This window comes from Nocardia sp. NPDC102475, from assembly GCF_055584605.1.
The window spans coordinates 188996-212404 of the sequence record NZ_JBVJLS010000009.1; the positions used below are offsets into that span (position 1 = coordinate 188996).

The 23409-nt window shown below is 64.7% G+C and carries 27 protein-coding genes; 15 read left to right on the forward strand and 12 right to left on the reverse strand.

Annotated features, from left to right (window positions below; all coding sequences use genetic code 11):
* Positions 1–15: 15 nt before the first annotated feature.
* Together ACZ60G_RS18695 and ACZ60G_RS18700 are read right to left on the reverse strand one after the other, a co-directional pair.
* Complete coding sequence (locus ACZ60G_RS18695) at positions 16–1026, reverse strand: aldo/keto reductase (protein WP_465811314.1); 1011 nt, start codon at positions 1024–1026, stop codon at positions 16–18.
* A complete protein-coding gene (locus tag ACZ60G_RS18700) occupies positions 1023–1493 on the reverse strand; it encodes a MerR family transcriptional regulator (RefSeq protein ID WP_465811315.1) in 471 nt (156 codons plus the stop codon). The genes ACZ60G_RS18695 and ACZ60G_RS18700 overlap by 4 nt, the downstream gene beginning before the upstream one ends.
* 157 nt (positions 1494–1650) lie before the next feature.
* Between ACZ60G_RS18700 and ACZ60G_RS18705 the strand changes: the two genes are divergently transcribed.
* Positions 1651–2226 carry a Uma2 family endonuclease gene (locus tag ACZ60G_RS18705; protein ID WP_465811316.1) on the forward strand — a complete coding sequence of 192 codons (576 nt, stop codon included), beginning with the start codon at positions 1651–1653 and terminating at the stop codon, positions 2224–2226.
* 63 nt (positions 2227–2289) lie between these two features.
* Here ACZ60G_RS18705 and ACZ60G_RS18710 read toward each other — a convergent pair whose 3' ends face one another.
* Positions 2290–2658 (reverse strand): glyoxalase superfamily protein, encoded by a 369-nt coding sequence (locus ACZ60G_RS18710; RefSeq protein WP_063047402.1) that lies wholly within the window; start codon positions 2656–2658, stop codon positions 2290–2292.
* Positions 2659–2717: 59 nt separating this feature from the next.
* Between ACZ60G_RS18710 and ACZ60G_RS18715 the strand changes: the two genes are divergently transcribed.
* On the forward strand, positions 2718–2921 hold the full coding sequence (locus ACZ60G_RS18715; RefSeq protein WP_062983850.1) for a hypothetical protein: 204 nt from the start codon (positions 2718–2720) through the stop codon (positions 2919–2921).
* A gap of 12 nt (positions 2922–2933) precedes the next feature.
* Here the strand turns inward: ACZ60G_RS18715 and ACZ60G_RS18720 are convergent, their stop codons facing one another.
* On the reverse strand, positions 2934–3425 hold the full coding sequence (locus ACZ60G_RS18720; RefSeq protein ID WP_063047403.1) for a SixA phosphatase family protein: 492 nt from the start codon (positions 3423–3425) through the stop codon (positions 2934–2936).
* Between the two features lie 183 nt (positions 3426–3608).
* Between ACZ60G_RS18720 and ACZ60G_RS18725 the strand changes: the two genes are divergently transcribed.
* Positions 3609–5279 (forward strand): FAD-dependent oxidoreductase, encoded by a 1671-nt coding sequence (locus ACZ60G_RS18725; RefSeq protein WP_465811317.1) that lies wholly within the window; start codon positions 3609–3611, stop codon positions 5277–5279.
* A gap of 43 nt (positions 5280–5322) precedes the next feature.
* Here the strand turns inward: ACZ60G_RS18725 and ACZ60G_RS18730 are convergent, their stop codons facing one another.
* A complete protein-coding gene (locus ACZ60G_RS18730) occupies positions 5323–6090 on the reverse strand; it encodes an acyl-[acyl-carrier-protein] thioesterase (RefSeq protein ID WP_465811318.1) in 768 nt (255 codons plus the stop codon).
* 137 nt (positions 6091–6227) lie between these two features.
* On the opposite strand from ACZ60G_RS18730, the gene ACZ60G_RS18735 reads away from it, so the two are divergent.
* Together ACZ60G_RS18735 and ACZ60G_RS18740 are read left to right on the forward strand one after the other, a co-directional pair.
* Positions 6228–6419, forward strand: coding sequence for a helix-hairpin-helix domain-containing protein (locus tag ACZ60G_RS18735; RefSeq protein WP_465811319.1), 192 nt, complete (start codon positions 6228–6230; stop codon positions 6417–6419).
* A gap of 262 nt (positions 6420–6681) precedes the next feature.
* On the forward strand, positions 6682–6966 hold the full coding sequence (locus tag ACZ60G_RS18740; protein ID WP_465811320.1) for a DUF7373 family lipoprotein: 285 nt from the start codon (positions 6682–6684) through the stop codon (positions 6964–6966).
* Here the strand turns inward: ACZ60G_RS18740 and ACZ60G_RS18745 are convergent.
* Both ACZ60G_RS18745 and ACZ60G_RS18750 read right to left on the reverse strand, forming a co-directional pair.
* On the reverse strand, positions 6960–8060 hold the full coding sequence (locus tag ACZ60G_RS18745) for a transglycosylase SLT domain-containing protein (RefSeq protein WP_465811321.1): 1101 nt from the start codon (positions 8058–8060) through the stop codon (positions 6960–6962). The two genes, ACZ60G_RS18740 and ACZ60G_RS18745, sit on opposite strands and share 7 nt — an antisense overlap.
* The gene (locus tag ACZ60G_RS18750) at positions 8057–8380 is read right to left on the reverse strand and encodes a type VII secretion target (protein ID WP_465811322.1); all 324 of its coding nucleotides are present in this window, start codon (positions 8378–8380) and stop codon (positions 8057–8059) included. Before ACZ60G_RS18750 ends, ACZ60G_RS18745 begins: the two co-directional genes overlap by 4 nt.
* Positions 8381–8527: 147 nt before the next feature.
* Here ACZ60G_RS18750 and ACZ60G_RS18755 point away from each other — a divergent pair, with 147 nt between their 5' ends.
* Positions 8528–9502 carry an NADPH:quinone oxidoreductase family protein gene (locus ACZ60G_RS18755; RefSeq protein WP_465811323.1) on the forward strand — a complete coding sequence of 325 codons (975 nt, stop codon included), beginning with the start codon at positions 8528–8530 and terminating at the stop codon, positions 9500–9502.
* A gap of 36 nt (positions 9503–9538) precedes the next feature.
* Positions 9539–10696, forward strand: a complete 1158-nt coding sequence (locus ACZ60G_RS18760; protein ID WP_465811324.1) for a winged helix DNA-binding domain-containing protein — start codon at positions 9539–9541, stop codon at positions 10694–10696.
* A gap of 10 nt (positions 10697–10706) precedes the next feature.
* Here the strand turns inward: ACZ60G_RS18760 and ACZ60G_RS18765 are convergent, their stop codons facing one another.
* Complete coding sequence (locus ACZ60G_RS18765) at positions 10707–11870, reverse strand: low temperature requirement protein A (protein WP_465811325.1); 1164 nt, start codon at positions 11868–11870, stop codon at positions 10707–10709.
* A gap of 46 nt (positions 11871–11916) precedes the next feature.
* A complete protein-coding gene (locus ACZ60G_RS18770) occupies positions 11917–12441 on the reverse strand; it encodes an Lrp/AsnC family transcriptional regulator (protein WP_063047414.1) in 525 nt (174 codons plus the stop codon).
* A 159-nt stretch (positions 12442–12600) separates the two neighbouring features.
* Between ACZ60G_RS18770 and hppD the strand changes: the two genes are divergently transcribed.
* The 8 genes from hppD (at position 12601) to ACZ60G_RS18810 (ending at position 20925) form a co-directional block, all read left to right on the forward strand.
* Complete coding sequence (gene hppD, locus ACZ60G_RS18775; RefSeq protein ID WP_465811326.1) at positions 12601–13809, forward strand: 4-hydroxyphenylpyruvate dioxygenase; 1209 nt, start codon at positions 12601–12603, stop codon at positions 13807–13809.
* Positions 13810–14111: 302 nt separating this feature from the next.
* On the forward strand, positions 14112–14639 hold the full coding sequence (locus tag ACZ60G_RS18780) for a DUF3558 domain-containing protein (RefSeq protein WP_040695838.1): 528 nt from the start codon (positions 14112–14114) through the stop codon (positions 14637–14639).
* Between the two features lie 11 nt (positions 14640–14650).
* Positions 14651–15208, forward strand: a complete 558-nt coding sequence (locus ACZ60G_RS18785) for a DUF3558 domain-containing protein (protein WP_465811327.1) — start codon at positions 14651–14653, stop codon at positions 15206–15208.
* Between the two features lie 295 nt (positions 15209–15503).
* On the forward strand, positions 15504–15878 hold the full coding sequence (gene rpsL / locus ACZ60G_RS18790; RefSeq protein ID WP_019049359.1) for a 30S ribosomal protein S12: 375 nt from the start codon (positions 15504–15506) through the stop codon (positions 15876–15878).
* A gap of 1 nt (position 15879) precedes the next feature.
* Positions 15880–16350: a 30S ribosomal protein S7 gene (gene rpsG, locus ACZ60G_RS18795; protein ID WP_040739280.1), complete on the forward strand. Its 471-nt coding sequence runs from the start codon at positions 15880–15882 to the stop codon at positions 16348–16350.
* Positions 16351–16490: 140 nt separating this feature from the next.
* Positions 16491–18593 (forward strand): elongation factor G, encoded by a 2103-nt coding sequence (gene fusA, locus ACZ60G_RS18800; RefSeq protein WP_465811328.1) that lies wholly within the window; start codon positions 16491–16493, stop codon positions 18591–18593.
* A 117-nt stretch (positions 18594–18710) separates the two neighbouring features.
* Positions 18711–19901: an elongation factor Tu gene (tuf, locus tag ACZ60G_RS18805; protein WP_433524677.1), complete on the forward strand. Its 1191-nt coding sequence runs from the start codon at positions 18711–18713 to the stop codon at positions 19899–19901.
* 214 nt (positions 19902–20115) lie between these two features.
* Positions 20116–20925: an alpha/beta fold hydrolase gene (locus tag ACZ60G_RS18810; RefSeq protein WP_465811329.1), complete on the forward strand. Its 810-nt coding sequence runs from the start codon at positions 20116–20118 to the stop codon at positions 20923–20925.
* Here ACZ60G_RS18810 and ACZ60G_RS18815 read toward each other — a convergent pair.
* From ACZ60G_RS18815 to ACZ60G_RS18825, 3 genes are all read right to left on the reverse strand, one after another.
* Positions 20922–22154, reverse strand: a complete 1233-nt coding sequence (locus ACZ60G_RS18815) for a lipase family protein (protein WP_465811388.1) — start codon at positions 22152–22154, stop codon at positions 20922–20924. The genes ACZ60G_RS18810 and ACZ60G_RS18815 overlap by 4 nt on opposite strands.
* Before the next feature lie 71 nt (positions 22155–22225).
* The gene (locus tag ACZ60G_RS18820; protein WP_465811330.1) at positions 22226–22849 is read right to left on the reverse strand and encodes a TetR/AcrR family transcriptional regulator; all 624 of its coding nucleotides are present in this window, start codon (positions 22847–22849) and stop codon (positions 22226–22228) included.
* Positions 22850–22854: 5 nt separating this feature from the next.
* A complete protein-coding gene (locus tag ACZ60G_RS18825) occupies positions 22855–23211 on the reverse strand; it encodes an SPW repeat domain-containing protein (RefSeq protein WP_465811331.1) in 357 nt (118 codons plus the stop codon).
* Positions 23212–23409: the final 198 nt, after the last annotated feature.

Sequence of the window (23409 nt, forward strand, 5' to 3'; positions counted from 1 at the left end):
CTGCTGCGTGGTCGGTCATTCCCGGCCGACGGAGGTGAAAGACATATCCGGGTACCGGTCGCCGGTCACCTTGTCGGCGATCGGGTCCAGCGTGGCCAATTCGTCGGCGTTGAGCGAAATGGTCGCGGCGGCAACGTTATCGGCGAGCCGGGTGCGGCTGCGGGTGCCCGGAATCGGGACCACCGTCAGTCCGTGCACACCCGCCTGGGCATGCACCCACGCCAATGCCACTTGCGCGAGCGAGATTCCGCGCTCGTCCGCAATGTCGCGCAGTGGGACGAGCAGTTCGGCGTTGTGCGCGGCGTTGTCGCCCGAGAAGCGCGGCTGCCGGTGCCGGACGTCCGCACCATCGGCCAATTCGCCTGCCGCGGCGAAGGAGCCGGTGAGGAATCCGCGACCGAGTGGCGAGTACGGCACGAATGTCACGCCGAGTTCGGCGGCGGTGGGGACTGCGCTTCGCTCGACATCCCTGGAGAACAGCGACCATTCGGACTGCACGGCCGCGATCGGATGCACCGCATGGGCCGCGCGCAGTTCCATTCCGGTCACCTCGGACAGGCCGAGCGCCCGCACCTTGCCCTGTTCGACGAGTTCCGCCATCGCGCCGACCGATTCTTCGATCGGGACCGCGGGATCGCGGCGGTGCATGTAGTACAGGTCGATGGTGTCGATGCCGAGGCGGCGCAGGCTGGCATCGACCGCGTTGCGAATGTATTCGGGCGAGTTGTCGATGCCGCGGTAGGTGGGATCGTCGGCTTTGCGGACGATGCCGAACTTGGTGGCAAGGACCACCCCGTCGCGGTTGGTGCGCACGAAATCGCTGAGGAATTCCTCGTTGTGACCCGAGCCGTACATATCGGCCGTGTCGAACAGGGTGACGCCGAGTTCCAGTGCGCGATCGAGGGTTGCCCGCGATTCGGTGAGATCCGATGGACCGTAGGCATCGCTGATTCCCATGCAGCCCAGGCCTTGTGCACCCACCTGGATGCCGCCGGCGCCCAACGCTGCAGTCGGAAGTGAGCTCATATTTTGATCCCTTCGCATGGTTGCGTGAGTGCGGCCGGTTTGACGGCGGCGGTCTTGCCCTCGTACAGGTCGATCTTGTAATCGAGTACGGCCAGGGTCTGACGGAGTTCGTCGATCTTGGCGAGCACCTCCGCGCGGGTATTGCGGAACATCTGCAGCCGCTCGGGCACAGTGGATTCCCCCTCCCGCACCAATTCGGCGTAGCGGACCATGTCCGCCACCGACATTCCGGTGGTGCGCAACCTGCCGATCAACGCCAACCACTCCAGATCGCGATTGCTGAACCGCCGCTTCCCGGCGTGATCGCGCCCGATGTAATTCATCAGCCCGATCCGCTCGTACCAGCGCAGCGTGTCGCGACTCAGTCCCGACCGATCGGCGGCCTCGCCGATCGAATACTGCGGCTTCTCCCGATCCACATCGACGACTTGCTGATCACCGACAACCTGACCTACGGCTCCACCCACTGCACTCGCCCTTCTCGATGAACACAACCGACGTTAGCCACCTGGAGCGCACTCCAAGCAAGCCCATTCTGCCGAATCACGGAATTGCTTGCCGCCGTGCCTCTACCTTGCGTGGGACACTGGAGCCGACCAGGGTGGGGCGAGCTGAGGAGCGAGGGTGACGGCACTTCCTGAGCCATGGCGGCTGTTGACTATCGCCGAGTACGAGGCACTCGGCGAGGACGATCAGACGCGTTGGGAACTACAGGAGGGGATTCTGATGATGTCGCCGTCGCCGAGGCCACGCCACATGAGGCTAGGGGCCCGACTTTTCAGTCAGGTGGACGAACAGTTGCCGGACGAGCTCGTCGCCGTCCCGGACGTCGATGTTGATTTGCAATTGGTCACTGCGGAGGGACCGGCCACAGTCCGTCGGCCTGATCTGGTCGTTATCGACAGTTCCGAGTATCAGCGGGTCGAGGCCGAGGGGGGAGTGTTGCGCGCGTCAGCTGTTCACGTTGTGGTCGAGATCGTCTCTCCTGGTTCTCGGCGCACGGACTATGTCACCAAGCGCAGCGAGTACGCAGAGGCCGGAATCTCGCACTACTGGATCATCGATCTGACCACGCCATTGAGTCTGGTCGCCTTCGTGCTCACCGATGAACTCGGATATGTCGACAACGGTGAGGTGACGGGCGAGTTCACGACCAACTCGCCGTGCCCGCTGACGATTCGGCTCGATCAGCTGGGGTAGTGACCGGACACTGTCATCGCCGCGCATCCAATGCGCGACGACGACCAACGTGCCGCTGCGGACTCAGTCGCGCTTGGGCAACTCCTGCACCGCCCATTTGTTGCCGTCGGGGTCGGTGAAGAAGGTGAACAGGCCCCAGCCCATATCCACCACCGGCGACGCGTCCACACCCGCCGCGACCAGCTGCTGGTAGGCGTCCTCGGCGCTCGCGACGACCACCTGCATGCCTTCGACGCTGCCCGGTGCGGCGTCGGTGATGCCCTCACCGATGCAGATGGAACAGCCGGAGCCGGGTGGGGTCAGTTGGACGAAGCGCAGGGTCTCGTCGACGCGGTGGTCGTGGTCGGCGTTGAAGCCGATCTTGGTGTAGAAGTCCTTGGCGCGGTCCACGTCGGTCACCGGAATTGCGACCAGTTCGATTTTCCAATCCATCCGCTGAGCATCCCACCCGCTCGACGGCGAGAACGGGGTTTCGCACCTACCCTGGTGACATGCCAGGTAAGGACATCGACCGGATCAGGGCCCGCTCGGCTTGGGCCACGGTCAAGGAAAGCCCCGTGATCACCGCCATCGCGGTGGCGCCGTTCGTGCTGGCGCTCGGCGTCGTGTGGTGGCTGCTCGGCGGATTCGCCGCGTTCGTGCTGCTCGTCGTCCTCGGCGTCGTCGTGGTCGTCGGCGGCAAACTATTACACTGACGCCGTCCGCGATCAGCGCGGAATGTGGAAGCGCACCAGATCGCCGGTGCCCTCGTCCACCTGCGCCCACGGCCGGTCGAATTCGAGCACCGCCAGCGCCGACGTGGGAAATTTCCGGCTGAGCTCGATCGCCGGATCGGAGTCGCGATTGCTCGCCAACTCCCATGCTGTCCACGGCATTCCGGGCGCATGCCCGATGACCAGCAGCGTCGTGACATCGTCATCGCTGAGCTGGACCAATTCGATGAGCGTGCGCGGGGAGGCCTCGTAGATGCCCGCCTCGTAGACCACCGGCGCGGTAACTCCGGTCGCGGCCAGCGTTTCCCGCGTGCGGGTGGCGGTCGAGCAGCGTACCGCATCGATCGGCGGCTGGGTCTCGCGTAACCACTGACCGGCAAGTCCGGCCTCGCGCTGACCACGCGGAGCGAGCGGGCGTTCGTGATCGGAGATACCGTCGGGATAGGACGACTTACCGTGCCGCATGAGGATCAGAGTCCGCACCATGGAGATACCGTAAGCCCTCCGAAGGAGAGGCCTCGAACACACTCGAGGCAAACTGAAAGCGGCATCACAATCACGGCGCCTCGTGGGGCACCCTCCGCCAGCACCGTGACGATGACGCTCCCGACCACTCCCGACCCCCTTGGGTGGCTATAGCCCAGGTACATTTTCGAGGATCTGCACAATATGGCCTACGTAATCACGCAGCGTTGTTGCAACGACGCCAGCTGCGTCACTGAGTGCCCGGTCGATTGCATCCGTCCTACCCCGGACCAGCCGGAATTCGCGACGACCGAGATGCTCTACATCGACCCCGACACCTGTATCGACTGCGGTGCCTGCGTCGACGCGTGCCCGGTGGAGGCCATCTTCTCCGAGGATGATCTGACCGCGTCGCTGGCCAGGTTCCGTGACATCAACGCCGCCTACTTCCAGCGGCATCCACTCGAATCGAACTTCGATCCGATCGTCACGCCCGCGCGTCCGCCCAAGGAACTCGGCACGCTGCGCGTCGCGATCGTGGGTGCGGGACCCGCGGCCTGTTACGCGGCCGACGAGCTGCTGCGGCGCTGCGATGTCGAGGTCGAGATGTTCGATCGGCTGCCGACGCCGTGGGGTCTGGTGCGCGCGGGCGTCGCCCCCGACCACCCGGGCACCAAGACGGTCTCCGGACTGTTCGAGTCGGCCTTCCGGCGCGAGACGCTGCAGTACTACCTCAATGTGGAGGTCGGCTCGCACATCAGCCACGAGGAACTCCTGGCCCACCACCACGCGGTCATCTACGCCGTCGGCGCGTCCTCCGACCGCCGTTTGGATGTGCCGGGCGAGGATCTGCCGGGCAGCCATTCCGCGACCGAATTCGTCGCCTGGTACAACGGCCATCCGGACTACGCGGATCGCAAGTTCGACCTGTCCGGTGAGCGCGCGGTGATCGTCGGCAACGGCAATGTCGCGCTGGATGTCGCCCGTGTGCTGACGGTGGACCCGGACGAACTCGCCAAGACCGATATCGCCGATCACGCCCTGGATGCGCTGCGCGGCAGCAATATCCGCGAGGTCGTCGTGCTCGGTCGGCGCGGTCCGCTGCAGGCGGCCTACACCTCGCCGGAGTTCCTGGCGCTGACGCATCTGAAGGGCGTCGATGTCATCGTCGAGGAGGCCGACCTGACGCTCGACCCGGGCAGTCAGGCGCTGCTGGACGATCCCGAGGTCGAGCCGTCGCTGGAGCTGAAGTACACCCTCGCCAAGGAATACGCGGCGGGGCGGCGCGATCCGGCCAATAAGCGGATCGTCTTCCGCTATCTGGTCTCGCCGACGGCATTGCACGGTGCCGATCACGTCGAGTCGGTGGAGTTCGCGCACAACGAATTGGTCAGCGAGAACGGCCAATTGGTGGCGCGCACGACCGATCGTAGCGAAACCCTGGACACCGGACTGGTTTTGCGTTCCATCGGCTACAAGGGCGCGGCGATCAAGGATCTGCCGTTCGACGAGCGCCGCGCTGTCGTTCCCAACGAGCACGGCCGCGTCATCGGCGAGGACGGTGTTCCGGTGCCCGGTGTGTACGTGAGCGGCTGGATCAAGCGCGGTCCGCGCGGTGTCATCGGCTCCAACCGCATGGACTCCGAGGAGACCGTCGAGCTTCTGCTCGCCGACTTCACCGCGGGCAAACTCGGTGTGCCACAGGCTGATCGGGCCGCGCTGAAGGCGCTGATCGGACAGCGGCAGGCCGACCTGGTCGACCGTGAGGGCTGGAAGGCGATCGATACGGCGGAGAAGTCCGCGGGTAAGGCGTCGGGCCGTCCGCGGGTCAAGCTCACTACCCGTGAGGATCTGCTCAAGGCCGCGCGCGGCTGAACAGCGACCGGCTCCGTTCCCAGTGAACGGAGCCGGTTTTTCTTTACAGCGGCATGATGCGCACGACGGTCGTGGTGATTCCGCCGACCACGAACCACAACCGCAGCACCGGCCGTCCTGAGCGGTCGCCCGGTTCGTAGCGGCTGCGCACGGCGACATGCTGACGAGCCAGCACCGGCGCGACATACTCGATCACCGCGCGATGCGGCCCCGCGACCAGCTTGGGGTATTCGACCAGGAACTGTTCCACCGCCTGCCAGTAACAGGCATTGTTGACGTGGTTGTACTGATCGATATCGGTAGCCCGCACCGGGAACGGCATATCGGTATCCGATTCCGGCGGGGTGGCTTCGGTGAGATAGGGCCGCCAGCGCAGGCGGTGCTCATTGGTGGTCTGCGCCAGGTAGGACAGGCCCTCGTCGCTGATCCTGGCGGGCATATTGTTGGACTCGCTGATATTGATCCAGAAGCCCTCGGTCTCGATCAATCCACCGTTCGCGCTGGTGATACGCACCCGCATATTCGTCCACCGGGTGGACATGCTCGAACACCACCGCAGCAGCCGCACCTGGTCGGGCCACAGGATCGGCCGGATGACATCGATGACCGTACGACGCACGATCCAGCTCGGATCGGTCGTATGCAGATTCGTCTGTTGCAGTTGTTCCCAGGCAATGTCCTGCAGATAACGTGCGACGCCGTCGAACCGCAAGCGGTTGTACGGATCTACATCGCCAGCCCGGATGGGCCACGCCGAAGCAAACCCCATGCCCTCCTGGGGAAGCGGGGCGAGTGGCTGATCGAGTGACACTGGTGCTCCTCGCGCTGCACGGTGTGCCGCGTTCTCTTACGCTGCTGTTCTGAGACGACTTTACGGGGCGTACGTCACACACTCGCGTCGAGCCGCCTCTACTCACAGTTGTCGGTCCCGCGGGGCAGTATGGGGCCATGTCCGACTCCGACCTCCCCGTAAAACTCGGCAAACCGGCCGAACGCGCCCTGGCCGCCGCCGGAATCCACCGCCTGGCCGACCTGACCGCATGGACCGAACGTGATCTCGCCGCACTGCACGGCGTCGGTCCCACCGCCCTCGCCGAACTCCGCGCCGCCTTAGCCGAACGCAACCAGCACTTCGCCTGATCCCTGCACCCGGCACGCACCGCACCCGCGCCGGTACTATCCCCAGCAAGTACTGAAGGGGGAGGGTACGAGTGCCGCTCGGTCAGTCGCTCGCACCCACGCTCACGAATTCCTCGGTCTGTCATACGCAGTTTGTGACTGCTGATGGCAAGAAGCCCGATATGACGGTCAGCGTCGGAACAGTACTCGGTGGGCAGGCCAAGGAGTCGGGCACGTCGGTCGTCGGCAAACCGGTCCTGGATACAACGACTGAAGCCCGATCGTGCGCCCGCCGTATCGCGCTTCGCGCCCAGCCACGTATCGGCGTCGCTCGTTCGCGCATTGGCGGCCATCGGTTCCGACCTTGGGCAGTGTCACCCCACACGGTGATTTCGTGATCAACGTGCTCGCCGACTCTCGGCAGATCGGACCGGATTCTGCTTCGGGTCCTGCACGACAGTGGCGAGATCGGACCGCCGGACGGTCAGGGCGAGGTCGTCTACACCGCGCGCGGCTATCAGAATTATCTGCTGGATCAGGAAGGGCGCACCCGGGTGACGGTCAGTAACCCTGGTAGGCCCCACCGCTGTTGACGGCCGCTACGCCCGGGACATTGGACAGGGAGCCATACCGGTCGATGGCGTAGCGAGTTCCGGCGATGATGTTGTCGACCGGGTCGTAGATATTCTCGTGGCCGGGCGCCTTATATGAGTTGAAGGTGCTGTCGATCGTCTGCATCAATCCCTTCGACGGGTGGCCCGCGGCGGCATTGCTGTCCCAATCGTTGACGATCAAGGGGTTACCACCGGACTCGTGCTCGATGATCATGGCCAGGGCCCGCTCATCGATTTGATCCGGGCTGTATCCCATTTCGATCAACTTGGCCTTGGCCTTCTTGATCCATTCCGCAACATCGCCCGTCGGCATCGGCCCGGTGGCATTGTGCGTACCACCGGTGGCTCCGGAATACGAACTGCCGGAGGACGTCCCGGAACCGCTGCCGTGGTGGCTGCTCGTCACATAGCTGGGCTTGCTCGTGGTAGAGGTGGTGGCGGCTGGCGTCGTGCCGGTGTTCTGTGACTGCGTCACACCGAGATTCGGGTCGCCGAGATCGTTGAAGGCCGCCTGCAACTTACCGACAGCATCACGGATTCTGTCGCGGGCGGTGTTCGCGGCTGTCTCCGCGGCTTGCAATGCGTGAACGATTTCCCACTGTCGACGTGCAGCTTCGTGTTGTTCGTCCACCTCGGTATTTGAGCCTTCGCCTGCGGCCCGGCGGATTTCGGTGATACGCGGTGCGGCGCTGACGGTGCCATCGGCGGACACCTCGAAGGGCGGATTCTGGTTGATGGCGTCGTTGCGCAGGCGCAGCACACTGTCTTTTGCGCTCTGCAGCAGCGGTACCTGTTCGTTGAACGCCGTTCGGAGCGCGTGCAATTCGGTGCTCACCTTGCCGGCTCGGGACTTCTCGGTCTCCATTCGAGTGTTCGCCGCCTGGCCGGCGGCCCCGGACCAAGCCTTGGTGTCCTCGAGCCCCTTGGTATCGGTAACACCCTTGCCGACGACGCCATCGAGGCCGTCCGCTACCTTCCTGGCTTGCTCGCCCGCGTCACCGAGCTTTTCCGGATGCCAGTTGCTGACATCGTCGATGGTGAGTGTCATGGCAGCTGCAGCCCGATCGTCTTCAGCTTGTTCGCGAACTCGTCCTCGGCCAACTCGTACTTACCCGCCGCGTTCTTCGTATTGTCGGCAATCGTGGTCAGCCGGTCGCCGATGCGCTGCATGCAGCGATTCACCGCGTCGGTGACTTCCGGTATGACGGATCCGAAGTCGGTACCGGGCAATGCCGCAGCCGCCACCGCGAAGCCTTCACCGGCATTGAGTTTGCCGATATCGCCCGCCTCGGTGCGCAGGTTGTCCGCGAATTTCTGCAGTGCGCCCGCGTCGACCCGCAGGGTCCCCGCGTCCATCTTCTCCACCACGAAAAGCTCCCCCTTCGTCCCCACCTCAGGTCGCGGTCAGCATAGCAAAAACGGGTGGTGTGGACAGGGGGGTGACGGTCCGTGGTTAGGTAAGTCAGTGCGTCGGTGATGATGTGAGTGTCGCCGAGTGGACAGAGAGGTCGGCATATGCGTGCAGCCCAGGTCAGCAAGCTGGAGGGGCCGGAGGCGATCGAGGTCGTCGAGATTCCGGAGCCCGCGGCGTATCCCGGGGGTGTGGTCATCGACGTGCATGCGGCCGGGGTGGCGTTTCCCGATGTGCTGATGACGCGGGGTCTGTACCAGATGAAGCCGGAGCTGCCGTTCGTCGTCGGTGGCGAGGTGGCCGGGATCGTGCGGGAGGCACCGGAGGGCGCACATGTCGCGGCGGGGGATCGGGTGGTCGCGCTGACGTTGCTCGGCAATGCCCTTGCCGAGGTTGCCGTGGTGCCGTCGCAGATGGTTTTCCGGTTGCCGGACAACGTATCTCTGCAGGCCGGGGCCGGAATCCTGTTCAACGATCTCACCGTGCACTTCTGCCTGCGCAACCGCGGCAGGCTGGCCGCGGGGGAGACCGTGCTGGTGCACGGCGCCGCGGGCGGCGTCGGCACCTCGACGCTGCGGATGGCGGTCGCGCTGGGTGCGAGCCGGGTCATCGCGGTGGTGAGCACCGAGGAGAAGGCGGCGGTCGCACGCGCCAACGGCGCCACCGATGTGGTGCTGACCGACGGCTGGCTCACGGCCGTCAAGGAGCTGACCGGTGGCCGCGGTGTGGATATCGTGCTCGATCCGGTCGGCGGGGACCGGTTCACCGACAGCATCCGTAGCCTCGCTCCGGCGGGCCGTCTGCTGGTGGTCGGCTTCACCGCCGGTGAGATCCCGACGGTCAAGGTGAATCGACTGCTGCTCAAGAACGTCGAGGTTATCGGCGCGGCCTGGGGCGAATGGGTGATGACCCATCCGGGCTACCTGACCGAGCAGTGGGAAGAGGTCGAGCCCCTGCTCGCCGCGGGCAGGATCGCGCCGCCCGAACCGGTGCTCTACCCGCTGGACCGCGCCGCCGAGGCGGTGGCATCCCTCGACAATCGCACCGCCGCAGGCAAGGTCGTCGTCACCCTGCGCTGACCGCGAGCCGCCGCGTGCGAATTCTCCGACTGCTCGATGTCCGGCGCGGCAAACCGTGCGCGCCGGTACGGTGATCTGATCATGGAGCTGTCCAATCGGGTACTGAATCGGACATTGCTGGCACGCCAGCATCTGCTGGCGCGTTCGGCGTTGAGCGTGCCGGAGATGTGTGACCATCTGGTGGGGTTGCAGGCCCAGGATTCGCCGCCGCCGTTCGTCGGATTGTGGAGCCGCATAGCGGATTTCGATCCCGCGACGGTTTCGGCGGGGCTGGAGGATCGCTCGCTGGTGCGAATCACCTTGATGCGCGGCACGATTCATATGGTCACGCCACCGGATGCGTTGCGCATCGCACCGCATATCCAACCCGAGCTCGAAAAGGTCCCCTTCCGAAAGGGTTTCAACTACGGCGCGATGGTCGGGTTGGATCCGGACCAGGTGCGCGAGCACGGCGAGGCCGCGCTCGGTGACGAGCCGATGTCAGCGGCGGACCTGCGCGCCAAGGCCGCGGCGATCTACCCGGATCGCGATGCCGGTGCGGTGCTGCAGACCTGGCTGTACCAACTGCCCGTATTGCAGACTCCGCCGCGCGGCAGGTGGAAGGACAACAGCAGGCCGGTCTGGTCCCGCGTCGAACCCTGGCTCGGGGCACCGCTCGAACATGGTTATCCGTTAGCGGAGTTGGTCTTTCGTTACCTGCGTGCCTTCGGTCCGGCCAGCACAATGGATATGCAGACCTGGTCGAAGCTGACCGGCATGAAGGCCGCCGTCGAACAGCTCGGTGACCGCCTGCGCACCTACACCGACGAACGCGGCCGCACCCTTTACGACATCGCGGAGGGCGAACTCGCAGATCCTGACCTGCCCGCGCCGGTCCGCCTGCTCGGCTGGTACGACAATGCGATCCTCTCGCACCAGGACCGAACCAGGATCGTCCCCGACGGCACGGCCCCACCCCTGCGCGCATTCGCCACCGCGGTATCCCCGGTCCTGGTCGACGGCTTTCTCGCGGGCTTCTACAAGATCTTTCTGGAAAGGGATGTCGCCCGCCTGCACATCACCCCGACCCGGAAGTGGTCGGGGACGGAATACGCGGCGGTGGACGCCGAAGCCAACGCGCTGGTCGCATTCCTGGAGGCCGACAAGCGGCCGAGCGTCGAAATCCTCGACGTGAACGGGGATCTGCGTCCCTGAACCGGCAGCGTTATCGCGAACGGCGGCGTCCGATGGGCACTGCGGGCAGCGGCCGACCGGGTGCGGCCACCAGTTGCTCGACGATATTGGCGGTTACCAGCACGGCCGCGGTCAGCGCGACTACGACGATGGCGGGCAGCAGCGACGAGGTCAGCGCGATGGCGATCAATGCGACGGCCGGTACAACGCGTGTGGTCGCCACATTGCCGAGCATCCGCCACCGATTCACCACCAGTGCCACCATGAACAGCGCGGCGCCACCCGGCGCCAGCGCGGCGGCCACGCCGTGCGCGGTATGGCCGGGGTCGGCGACCGAATGTCCGAGCCCGACGGCGACCGCCACCAGCCCGGTGACCAGCGCGAAATGCCCGTAGCTCAATACATCTCGCACGATCAGCCCGGGTGAGGGCATGGTGGACAGTGCATGTTCGATCAGCCGCGCGGATCGATGGAAGTAGATCCACCACAGTCCGAGGCCGACCATGAAGGCGAGTACCAGCGTGGTCACCACCGCCGGATCGAGGCCGGTCGAAGACGCCTGCGCACCCGCATCCACCACGGATTCGCCCAGCGCGATGATGATGAACAGGCCGAACCGCTCGGCGAGATGGGAAACCCCGATCGTCCGGTTGCGCACGGCCCTGCTGTACAGCAGCGGCGCACCCAGCTGCACCACGAGCGCCCCGGTCCAGACCCAGATGCGTGCATGTTCCAGCAGTGGCGCGCTCGCGAAAATCGCTATGCCGGTGACCAATCCGATGCTGAAGGGGTTGATCGTGGTCGCGAACCCGTTCGTCCGGGTGACGGCGACGAACAAGACGATCCGCAGCAATAGCTGCGCACCCGCGAAAACCATTGCGGCCCCGCGTGGTTGGTCCAGCGCGGCGGGCGCGGCCACCGCCATCAGGAAGATGCACAGCCCGGACCCGAACAGCACCAGGCGCTGAGCGTTGTTCTCCTCCACGGTATTCACCAGGATGGTGACCCCGACCCACCCCCACCACAGCGGCGCCAACAGCACCAGCGCATGGCCGAGCGTGCCGATCGAGGTGTGGTGGCCGAGCACATGCGCGGTCTGGGTGACCGCGAAGACGAGGACCAGGTCGAAGAATAGTTCCGCCCAGGTGGCGCGGGCATGGGGTGTTGCGGTGGTGGATTCGGCAGGCTCGCTCATCGAAATCTCGTACTCGGCGACACAGGAAGTACGAGCCTAGATGGAATCAGCGCTCCGGGTTGTCCCGGTACGCGGGCGCTTTCGTCGTTCCGGTCGGTGTGAGCGTGCGCAGCAGCGGCAGCGTCCGGTGCGCGACCACCGTCGACAGCACGATCACACTGTGCGAGCGCACCACCGAACTCGTCCGGTCGATGCTCAACAACACCGCCTGCAGCCCGGCATGTGAATCCGCGCCGATCCGGCACAGCACATCGCCGGAGCCGGTGGTCGCGTATGCCTCCAGCACACCGGGAATCGCGTCGAGTTCGGCCGCCACCGCATCCAGCGCACCCTGTGCGATCTCCAATGTGACGAAGGCCTGCACATCGAAACCCGCTGCGGTGACATCGATCTGCGGATCATAGGAGGAGATGACGCCCGACTCTTCCATCCGCGCGATGCGCGACTGGACGGTGGCCCTGGCGACCCGGGTGCGCCGGGACAGCTCGAGAATGCCCGCCTTCTGATACTCGTGCATCGCGGTGAGGATGGCGAGATCGAGTTCATCCAGTTTCGCGGGCGTGCGCGACATGACGGCCTCCATTCGGGGCGCGACCGGCGTGGTGCGGGTCACTTGCGGTGCTATTCAAATTGTCCAGCATCAGGGGTGACTTGCTAGCCGATTTCGCCATAGTGTCTAACCGAAATCAGTGATGTTGCCTATCCGGTGGGGCGGCGATTTCCTTGGATCATGACCATCGAGCATCTGCGGAATGCCCAGCGACCGAGCGGCCCGCTGCCCACCGACGGTGAGTTGCGCCGCTTGGTCGGGCTGGTCGATCACGACGACAGCATCGATCCGTTCCCGGTCATCGGCTGGGACGCACTGGTGTGGGTGGTCGGCAACGCGACCCAGACCGCGCACTTCCTGGAGTCCGCCTTCGGTATGCGGCTGGAGGCCTACTCCGGGCCGGAGACCGGCAACCGCGATCACAAGGCCTATGTGCTGCGCAGCGGTGCGGCCAGATTCGTCGTCACCGGTGCGGTCGCCCCGGACAGCCCGCTGGTCGCACACCACGATCGGCACGGCGACGGCATTGTCGATATCGCGCTCGAGGTTCCGGATGTGGACCGCTGCATCGAATGGGCACGGACGCACGGAGCGACGGTCCTGGTCGAACCACATGACGACACAGACGAATTCGGCACCGTCCGCTCGGCCGCCCTGGCCACCTACGGCGAGACCAGGCATACGCTGATCGACCGCTCCGAGTACTACGGGCCGTATCTGCCCGGATATGTCGCCCGCCGCTCCGGATATCAGCCCCGCGTCGGCACTCCGACCAGGCTGTTCCAGGCCATCGACCATGTCGTCGGCAATGTCGAGCTCGGCATGATGGACGAGTGGGTCGAGTTCTACCGCCGCGTCATGGGATTCACGAATATGGCCGAATTCGTCGGCGACGATATCGCCACCGAATACTCGGCGCTGATGAGCAAGGTGGTGGCCAATGGCAATCACCGGGTGAAGTTCCCGCTCAACGAACCCGCGATGGGTAAGAAGCGGTCCCAGATCGACGAATACCTGGAGTTCTACGGCGGTCCGGGCGTGCAGCACATCGCGCTGGCCACCAGTGACATCCTCGAATGTGTCGATGTATTGCGCCGCGAGGGCGTCGAATTCCTCGAAACGCCGGACACCTACTATTCCGATCCCGAACTGCGCGCTCGCATAGGCCACGTCCGCGTCCCGGTGCGCGAGCTGCAGCGCCGCGGCATCCTGGTCGACCGCGACGAAGACGGCTACCTGCTGCAGATTTTCACCAAACCACTCACCGACCGCCCGACCGTCTTCTTCGAACTCATCGAGCGCCACGGCTCACTCGGCTTCGGCAAGGGCAACTTCAAGGCACTCTTCCAAGCGATAGAGCGTGAACAAGAAGCCAGGGGAAACCTTTAGCCGCAGGTCGGATCATCGCACTACCAGCCACAACGGAGCGAGTCTTACGAGCGAGGAGTTCGCGGCCCGTCTCGCGTCCGCGCCGAAGGCGCGGCCATCGAACACAGCCGAGGCGTCGAAGCGCATACGACGCAGTCGTATGTCTCGACGGCGCCGCTAGCGACTGCTTGCAGGTCGCTCGAAAGGGTCGGACGTGAGACACCAGGGGGCCGCGAACACGCGGCGCCGCAGGCGCCGCAAATCAGACAAAGCCCGCGACCACGCGGCGCCCGCGCCGCCAAGATTTCAGTAGAGTTCATCGCATGCGGATCCCGTCGGCGATCATCACCGGTCTGGCCTTGGCATTGACGCTGTCGGCCTGCGGCTCGGACGGTGACTCCGATTCCTCGAATGCCCCGCTGCGCCCGCCGCCGAAGGTCGCGACGCTCGGCCCGTTCGTCGGTGAGTGCGGCCATGTCACCGATCAAGAGGTGCGCGATATCGCCGGGTTGAGCCAACTCGCGCGGGTCAACCGGAATTCGGTCGGCTGCAACTTCCAATCCGCCGGACTCGCTTCGCCGAGTGTCACTTTCGCGTCCTATCGGGGTAGCCCGATCGATCGCGAGAAGGCCTGGGTCTCCAATGTCGGGCGCGATCCGGAGACCATCGATGTCGGTGGCCGCAAGGGCTTCCAGGCACTGGATCCCAGCGGTTCGGTCTGCGATCTCGCGGTGCAACTCGATGACGATTTCTTCGAATGGTCGATGTCTTACGGACTGTTCTCCGAGCAGGGCAATCCGTGTGACCGGACTCGCAAACTGGCCGAGTTGACCGTGCAGCGGCTGCAGTGAGGGGAATGCGGATGAGTTCACGTCCTGGTCTGCGGGTAGCGGCCGTCGCCGCAGCGGTGCTCGCGGTCGCGGTGTCCGCGGGCGGCTGCGGTAAAACCGTCAAGGGTTCGGCGCATCCGGCGGGCGGCAGCGGCACCACCACGATCAATACAAATTTCGACAAGCTGCTGCGCGAATGCGAGGTGGTCGGGCTCGACCAGATCGGTGCTGCGGTCGGCAATGCGACAGTCGTATCCCCGTCCTTCAACGGCGCGGTGTGCATGTGGGATGTCGAGGACGCGCCCGGCGGCTCGGCCATGGTGACGCTGAACTGGTACGAGGAAGGCTCGCTGAACAACGAGAAGTCCAATAACGACAAGCTCGGCTACAACACCGAGAACATCACCGTGCAGGGGCGGCGCGGTCTGAAGACGACGCGTCCGAACGATCCCGACTCGTGCGGGGTCAGTGCGGGCGCCGCCGACACCGGCATCATCGGCTGGTGGATCAACTACCACCCCGGCGGCCATCCCGATCCGTGCACGGGCGCGCAGAAATTGGTCGAGTTGACGCTGAATCTGGCGCGGTAGCCTGGCAGGTGGTATTGGCCCGTAGGGCGTGATGACCGACCCCACTTTGACCCTGTGTCGCGGTCACGAGTATCGTGGATCGCTGTGCCCGGAAGCATGCGGGCAAGTTCGTGCGCAAACTTAGGCCAGCGAGAGCGGCTGACCTTTCCGGCGTGCCCGGAATTCGGGATATGTCTTGCGTGCGACACGCCCGACCTCGGGACGCGAGAAACGCGGCCGGACGTGCGGGTGAAAGCTCGATGACAAAGACATGAAGTTCCAGACACCGCGTTAACTAATTAAGGAAAGCCGGTCTATGCCAACCATCAACCAGCTGGTCCGCAAGGGTCGTCGCGACAAGGTCTCCAAGACCAAGACCGCGGCCCTCAAGGGGAGCCCGCAGCGCCGTGGCGTGTGCACCCGCGTGTACACCACGACCCCGAAGAAGCCGAACTCCGCGCTGCGTAAGGTCGCGCGCGTTCGCCTGACCAGCGCGGTCGAGGTCACGGCCTACATCCCGGGTGAGGGTCACAACCTGCAGGAGCACTCGATGGTGCTCGTTCGCGGTGGTCGTGTGAAGGACCTCCCCGGTGTCCGCTACAAGATCATCCGTGGCTCGCTCGACACCCAGGGTGTGAAGAACCGCAAGCAGGCCCGCAGCCGTTACGGCGCCAAGAAGGAGAAGAGCTGATATGCCACGCAAGGGCCCCGCACCCAAGCGTCCGCTGATCAACGACCCGGTCTACGGGTCGCCGCTGGTCACTCAGCTGGTCAACAAGATCCTGCTGGACGGCAAGAAGTCCACCGCCGAGCGCATCGTCTACGGCGCGCTGGAGCAGGCGCGCGAGAAGACCGGCACCGATCCGGTCGTCACCCTCAAGCGCGCGCTGGACAACGTCAAGCCCGCGCTCGAGGTGAAGCCCCGTCGTGTCGGTGGCGCCACCTACCAGGTGCCGGTCGAGGTTCGTCCCGGCCGCTCCAACACCCTGGCGCTGCGCTGGCTGGTCAACTACTCGCGGGCTCGCCGTGAGAAGACCATGGTCGAGCGTCTTGCCAACGAGCTGCTCGATGCCAGCAACGGCCTCGGCGCTTCGGTGAAGCGTCGCGAGGACACCCACAAGATGGCCGAGTCCAACCGGGCCTTCGCGCACTACCGCTGGTGACGTCTACCCGGCCCGTCGTTTTCTGGGTCGGGAGGCACAGTCGGAATGCGGCACTTACCTGCCGCTTCCGGCGTTGACATAGAGACGACCACAGGGTCGTCCCCGAAAATCCCAACTAGCTACGAGCGGGGAAGATTTCCGTGGCACAGGACGTGCTCACCGACCTGAACAAGGTCCGCAACATCGGCATCATGGCCCACATTGATGCGGGCAAGACGACCACAACTGAACGCATCCTCTTCTACACCGGCATCACCTACAAGATCGGTGAAGTCCACGATGGCGCCGCCACCATGGACTGGATGGAGCAGGAGCAGGAGCGTGGTATCACCATCACCTCCGCGGCCACCACATGCTTCTGGAACGACAACCAGATCAATATCATCGACACCCCCGGGCACGTCGACTTCACCGTCGAGGTGGAGCGCTCGCTGCGCGTGCTCGACGGCGCCGTTGCGGTGTTCGACGGCAAGGAAGGCGTCGAGCCGCAGTCCGAGCAGGTGTGGCGTCAGGCCGATAAGTACGACGTGCCTCGGATCTGCTTCGTCAACAAGATGGACAAGCTCGGTGCGGACTTCTACTTCACCGTGCAGACCATCAAGGACCGCCTCGGCGCCAAGCCGTTGGTCATCCAGCTTCCGATCGGCGCCGAGGACACCTTCGAGGGCATCGTCGACCTGGTCGAGATGAATGCCAAGGTCTGGAAGGGCGAGACCAAGCTCGGCGAGAAGTACGAGATCGAAGAGATCCCGGCCGACCTCAAGGAGAAGGCCGAGCAGTACCGCCAGGAACTGATGGAGACGGTCGCCGAATCCGATGAGGCGCTGCTGGAGAAGTTCTTCGGCGGCGAGGAGCTCTCGATCGAGGAGATCAAGGGCGCCATCCGCAAGATGACGGTCAACTCCGAGCTCTACCCGGTGCTGTGTGGTTCGGCGTTCAAGAACAAGGGCGTGCAGCCCATGCTCGACGCCGTGATCGACTACCTGCCGACCCCGCTGGACGATGGTGGCACCGACGGCCACGTTCCGGGCAAGGAAGAGGAGATCATCCACCGCGACGCGAGCACCAGCGAGCCCTTCGCGGGCCTGGCGTTCAAGATCGCCGTGCACCCCTTCTTCGGCAAGCTGACCTACGTGCGCGTGTACTCGGGCAAGGTCGACTCCGGCGCCCAGGTCATCAACTCGACCAAGGGTAAGAAGGAGCGTCTGGGCAAGCTGTTCCAGATGCACTCCAACAAGGAGAACCCGGTCACCGAGGCCGTCGCGGGCCACATCTACGCGGTCATCGGCCTGAAGGACACCACCACCGGTGACACCCTGTGCGATCCGCAGAACCAGATCGTGCTCGAGTCCATGACCTTCCCGGACCCGGTCATCGAGGTCTCGATCGAGCCCAAGACCAAGTCCGACCAGGAGAAGCTGGGCACCGCGATCCAGCGTCTCTCCGAAGAGGACCCGACCTTCTCGGTCAAGCTCGACCAGGAGACCGGCCAGACCGTCATCGGCGGCATGGGCGAGCTGCACCTCGACATCCTCGTGGACCGCATGCGGCGCGAGTTCAAGGTCGAGGCGAACGTCGGCAAGCCGCAGGTGGCCTACCGCGAGACGATCACCAAGCCGGTCGAGAAGCTCGAGTTCACCCACAAGAAGCAGACGGGTGGCTCCGGCCAGTTCGCGAAGGTCATCATCGCCCTCGAGCCGTTCGTCGGTGAGGACGGCGCGACCTACGAGTTCGAGAACAAGGTCTCCGGTGGCCGCGTGCCCCGCGAATACATCCCTTCGGTGGACGCGGGCGCGCAGGATGCCATGCAGTACGGTGTGCTCGCCGGCTACCCGCTGGTGAACCTGAAGGTCACGCTGCTCGACGGCGCTTACCACGACGTCGACTCGTCGGAAATGGCCTTCAAGATCGCCGGCTCGCAGGCCCTGAAAGAAGCGGCCCGTAAGGCCGGTCCGGTGATCCTCGAGCCGCTGATGGCGGTCGAGGTCATCACGCCCGAGGATTACATGGGCGATGTGATCGGCGACCTGAATTCCCGCCGTGGCCAGATCCAGGCCATGGAGGAACGCAGTGGTGCCCGTGTCGTCAAGGCGCTGGTTCCGCTCTCGGAGATGTTCGGTTACATCGGTGACCTGCGGTCGAAGACCCAGGGCCGGGCGAACTACTCCATGGTGTTCGATTCGTACGCGGAGGTTCCGGCCAACGTGTCGAAGGAGATCATCGCCAAGGCGACCGGCGAATAAGTCCGATGGGGGCAGGTGCAAGACTTGCCCCTATCAGCCGGGAGTCAATGCACGACCCCCAATATGTAAACCGCACTGCTGCAACTGCACGCACCAACAAGTCCAGGAGGACACCAAGTGGCGAAGGCGAAGTTCGAGCGGACGAAGCCGCACGTCAACATCGGCACCATCGGTCACGTCGACCACGGCAAGACCACGCTGACCGCAGCGATCACCAAGGTGCTGGCTGACAAGTACCCGGATCTGAACGCGGCGTTCGCGTTCGATCAGATCGACAAGGCGCCGGAGGAGAAGGCTCGTGGTATCACGATCAACATCTCCCACGTCGAGTACCAGACGGACAAGCGCCACTACGCACACGTCGACGCCCCGGGTCACGCCGACTACATCAAGAACATGATCACCGGTGCGGCGCAGATGGACGGTGCCATTCTGGTGGTCGCCGCGACCGACGGCCCGATGCCGCAGACCCGTGAGCACGTGCTGCTCGCCCGTCAGGTCGGCGTGCCCTACATCCTGGTCGCGCTGAACAAGTCGGACATGGTCGACGACGAGGAAATCCTCGAGCTCGTCGAGATGGAGGTCCGCGAGCTGCTGGCCGCCCAGGAGTTCGATGAGGAAGCGCCGGTCGTGCGTGTCTCCGGTCTGAAGGCGCTCGAGGGCGACCCGAAGTGGACCGAGTCCATTGTCGAGCTGATGAACGCGGTCGACGATTCGATCCCGACCCCGGTTCGCGAGACCGACAAGCCGTTCCTGATGCCGGTCGAGGATGTCTTCACGATCACCGGTCGTGGCACCGTCGTCACCGGCCGTGTCGAGCGCGGCATCATCAACGTGAACGAGGAAGTCGAGATTGTCGGCATCCGCGAGAAGGTCACCAAGACCACCATCACGGGTATCGAGATGTTCCGCAAGCTGCTCGACCAGGGCCAGGCCGGTGACAACGTCGGTCTGCTGGTTCGTGGTATCAAGCGCGAAGATGTCGAGCGTGGCCAGGTCGTCGTGAAGCCGGGCACCACCACCCCGCACACCGAGTTCGAGGGTCAGGCCTACATCCTGTCCAAGGACGAGGGTGGCCGCCACACCCCGTTCTTCAACAACTACCGTCCGCAGTTCTACTTCCGTACCACGGACGTGACGGGCGTTGTGACCCTGCCCGAGGGCACCGAGATGGTCATGCCCGGTGACAACACCGAGATGTCCGTCAAGCTGATCCAGCCGGTCGCCATGGACGAGGGTCTGCGCTTCGCGATCCGCGAGGGTGGCCGCACCGTCGGCGCCGGTCGCGTCACGAAGATCATCAAGTGATTCGCTGAATCGCTTTCGAACGGCGTCGCTCCGAAAGGGGCGGCGCCGTTCGGCATTTCGGGGCCGCATCGAAAGGTGCGGCGCCGCTCGGGTTTTCGGTGCGTCCTGCCGGGGAACGGTATTCCTGTCCATGACGTCGGTGGTCATCGCTTGCAACCGCCACTTTGGTTAACGCCGGGCAAAAGGGGTAAAGACCGGTTGATCGGAGGATTCGATGAGGAGTTCGGCGCTGGCCACCACGCTCGACGTCACCGAGGGGACGTTGGTGCACGGTATGCCGTATCTCGCGCTCGGAGCCGGGCGGCCGCTGGTATTCCTGCGGTGGTTCACCCCGGATCATGCCAATCCGACCGGGTGGATGCGGCAGTCCGAAATCAAGACGTTGGCACCGCTCGCGGCGCATTTTCGGGTGTATGCGGTGAACCGTGCGCCCGGCATGGCCGAGGGGACGACGATGGCCGATATCGCCGCCGAGCACGCGGACGCGTTGCTGGCCGAATTCGGTGCGCCTGTCGATGTTCTCGGTGTCTCCTCGGGTGGATCGCTTGCGCTGCAACTCGCGGCGGATCGACCTGCCGCGGTGCGCAGGCTGATCATCGCCTCATCTGGCTACACCCTGGAAAATGCCACCCGCGCGGCGCAACTGGCCTACGGCGAGGCGGCCTACGCGGGTAGGCGCGCACTGCACCATATGGCCGCCGTCGGCTCCACCTCGCCGATCGCGCAGCGCATTGCCGCGGCGGGTATGTGGTTGGCCGATCCCCTTGCGCGCCCGAAGAATCCGGCGGACACGCTGGCTTTCATCCGTGCCGAGGATGCTTTCGACCTCGCCGGTCGGCTCGGCGATATCACCGCGCCGACCCTGGTCCTCGGCGGCGACCGCGACGGCGCCTACAGCACCGAGACCTTCCGTCGCACCGCCGACGGAATCCCGGACTCGCACTTGATCATCTACCCGGAAACCACGCATATCGGGGTCGTGAAGCGGTTCGTTCCCGACGTCGTCGCCTTTCTCGCCGACTAGCAGTTGCTCGGCGCCGGTTCGCCGCGGAAGCGCGCGGCGAGCCAGGACAGCACCGAGGGGATGCCGAGGATGGCGGCGCTCAGGTGTTCGGGGGAGTAGGTGAGTTCGGCCTGTAGCGGCACTCCGGCCGCGCAGTAGCGGCGGTCGACATTCAGGATCGAATCGGTCGGGATGAGCGGATCACTGGGCGAATGCCATTCGAATATCGGTATTTTCGGGATTCCGTCGAACAGTTCCAGACTGTTCTCCTCGACCACGGCCCTGGCGTTGCGATCACCGATCATCGTCATACTGCTCGCGTAATCCCGGACGCTGTGTCCCGCGCCGGTGGTGAGGATTTCATTGGTGCAGCCGTTGGCGATGGCCTTGCGTGCCGCCACGCCGCGTGTGTTCAGATAATTGCTGATCGGAAAGCGGTCCGGATATTCCCGTTCCAGTCCGATAGCGGCCGCCATAAGCAGTCCGAATGCCGGATGCGGATTGAAGTTGACCGCCTCCAGCATTTTCACCAAATTCATCGGGACGCCACCCGTCGCGGCGCCCGCGATCTCGAGTTCCGGTGCGTACTTCGGCGCCATCGCGGCGGCGAATGCGGTGGCCATACCGCCGCCGGAATATCCGGCCATCGTGATCCGGCTGCGCGCGGCGGCGAGTTCGGGGACCCGGCGCACGGCGCGAATGCCGTCCAGGGTGATCTGGCCGCCGAGCCGGGCCGCACCGTATGCGAAGGTCGGTCCCAGGTGATCGGGCAGCGCGACGCTCCACCCGCTCAGCAGCAGGGCGTTGAGCAATATCGCCTCGCGGACCTGCAAATTCGGATCGGAGGTGTACAGCACACGGGAAACCGCGCACTTCGCCCCGAGGCCGTTGATGATGTGCTGATAGGACAGCACCGGCCCATCGGGTTGATGTGAGCGGGGTGTCAGCACCGTGGTCGTCGCCGCGATCGGTCGGCCGGTGGAATTCGTCGAACGGAATTTGATCAGCGTTACGGTGGTATCGGGAAAGATCAATATAGGCGGCAACTGCTGCGTCGCGAGCACGTCCCCCGGTTTCTTATTCGCCAGATCGGGTGGCGCCGCATAGAAAGGGTCCGGATCCGGATCCGGATAAATCGGTGCGGCCTGGGCCTCGGTTCCACCCAGGACTGTCGTCGAAGCGCCGACCAGCAGGCCGACAAGCACTGCGCGCGTCGCGAGACCGGTGAGATCTCGAAGGATTCGATTGATCTCCACAATTGGAACTTGTATCACGCACCGTGGACTCGTATTGAGAACGCGAGTCTTTCAGATTTCGGTGCTCAGCCGAGCTGGGTCATACCCGCCGCGACAACCTGCGCGACATTGCAGATTTCATCCGCTGTCGGCAGCGGCAGTCCGTCGAGCGCATGCAGCCGATCGCTGCTGGCAATGGCGAACATCGCCGAAACCCAGGCCGCGGCACACGCGCGCAACGTGCCGGGCTGGACCGGGCCGGGCGCGCTGGCCTGCAGCACCCGGGCGGTGACGTCGAGCAGTTGATCGCGCAGGTGGCGCAATTGCCGGCGCACGTCGGGATGGGTATCGGCCTCGCGCCACATGATCACGCGCAGCACCGACGAATGATGGTCGCGCAGATTGAGCGCGGCGTCGAGATTGATCAGACTGGCCGCGGGATCGCCCGGTGTGACCACGGTGCCGATATCGGCGATCGGCTGGGCGGGCACACGCTCGGCCATCAGCGCGGACAGGATCGAATCCTTGGTGGGGAAGTAATAGAAGACCAGACCCTTGGGGACACCGGCGCCCTCGGCAATGGCCGCTGTCGCGGTCGCGTCGAATCCCTGTGCCGCGAAGAGTCTTTCCGCGGCATCGAGAATGAGCTGACGGGCGTCGCCGTCGACTTTCGCGCTACGACGACGCCCGCCTCGCCGGGCTTTCGGCATCTGCATCAGTGATGCGGCGCCATGTCGTGCAACCGGCCCGACACCGTCGGCAGTGCCGCCACCGCGACCACTAGCGTCACCACGCCCACTACCCATGCGGTCCAGGATGCGCCGCGGTAGTCGGTGTAGTCCATTGCCCATGGGGAGATGAACAGCAACGCGCCGAACAGGCCCATCGCGTAGTCGGCGGCTGTCAGGGTCGCCCGGTACATCTGCGCGAGGCCGGTGAGAGCGATGAGCACGCCGAGCACGATCAGCGTCCACATGGCGTTGTCGTTGTGGGTCACCCACAGGGGTGACAGCGCGGTGAAGACGCCCAGCACAACGGCCAGGAAGTCCTGCGCGCGACTTTCGGTGAACATGGGGTGCCTCCTCAGGCTCTGAATTGTTCTCCTCACTCAGATCTAACTCTGATTGACCGCCCGATCAATGTAGGTATGGACACGATTGCGTACCGATAGGTCGGGTAGTGCGGAGTGACGGCCCTCACGGCGATTCGCGCCCAAGCAAAGGTTAGGGTTAGCTGCGTCACCCTCGGTGACGGATGCCAACTCGACCCG